Raw genomic sequence first — 1,372 nt, forward strand, 5'->3', positions numbered from 1 at the left:
AAGGCTGAGCTGTGATGGGGAGTGAAAATTACAGTAGCGAAGGTCATGATCTCACACTGCCAAGAAAAGCCTCTAGCCAGATGAAGGTGCCCGTACCGCAAACCGACACAGGTAGGCGAGAAGAGAATTCTAAGGCGCGCGGAAGAACTCTCGTTAAGGAACTCGGCAAAATGACCCCGTAACTTCGGGAGAAGGGGTGCCCCGGTAGTGTGAATAGCACGAGGGGGCCGCAGTGAAAAGGCCCAAGCGACTGTTTAGCAAAAACACAGGTCTGTGCGAAGCCGTAAGGCGAAGTATACGGGCTGACGCCTGCCCGGTGCTGGAAGGTTAAGGGGAGCGGTTAGGGAGTAATCCCGAAGCTGTGAACCGAAGCCCCAGTAAACGGCGGCCGTAACTATAACGGTCCTAAGGTAGCGAAATTCCTTGTCAGGTAAATTCTGACCCGCACGAATGGCGTAACGACTTGGGCGCTGTCTCAACGAGAGATCCGGTGAAATTTTAATACCTGTGAAGATGCAGGTTACCCGCGACAAGACGGAAAGACCCCATGGAGCTTTACTGCAGCTTGATATTGAATTTGGGTACGATCTGTACAGGATAGGTGGGAGCCTGAGAAGCATGAGCGCCAGCTTGTGTGGAGGCACCGTTGGGATACCACCCTGATCGTATCTAGGTTCTAACCTGGTGCCCTGATCGGGTACGGGGACAGTGTCAGGTGGGCAGTTTGACTGGGGCGGTCGCCTCCTAAAGAGTAACGGAGGCGCCCAAAGGTTCCCTCAGAATGGTTGGAAATCATTCGAAGAGTGCAAAGGCATAAGGGAGCTTGACTGCGAGACCTACAAGTCGAGCAGGGACGAAAGTCGGGCTTAGTGATCCGGTGGTACCGCATGGAAGGGCCATCGCTCAACGGATAAAAGCTACCCTGGGGATAACAGGCTTATCTCCCCCAAGAGTCCACATCGACGGGGAGGTTTGGCACCTCGATGTCGGCTCATCGCATCCTGGGGCTGAAGTAGGTCCCAAGGGTTGGGCTGTTCGCCCATTAAAGCGGTACGCGAGCTGGGTTCAGAACGTCGTGAGACAGTTCGGTCCCTATCTGTCGTGGGCGTAGGAAATTTGAGAGGAGCTGTCCTTAGTACGAGAGGACCGGGATGGACGTACCGCTGGTGTACCAGTTGTTCCGCCAGGAGCACCGCTGGGTAGCTATGTACGGACGGGATAAGCGCTGAAAGCATCTAAGCGTGAAGCCCCCCTCAAGATGAGATTTCCCAATTAGTAAGACCCCTTGAAGACGACGAGGTAGATAGGCTGGGGGTGGAAGTGCAGCAATGCATGGAGCTGACCAGTACTAATCGGTCGAGGGCTTATCCAA

1 rRNA gene is annotated in these 1,372 nt (G+C 54.5%); it reads left to right on the top strand.

The window, feature by feature from the left end:
• Positions 1-1,372, top strand: a 23S ribosomal RNA gene (locus L6H98_RS31140); the annotation flags it as partial.

This window comes from Paenibacillus sp. JJ-223, from assembly GCF_927798175.1.
In the GTDB taxonomy this organism is placed as follows: Bacteria; Bacillota; Bacilli; order Paenibacillales; family Paenibacillaceae; genus Paenibacillus; species Paenibacillus hubeiensis.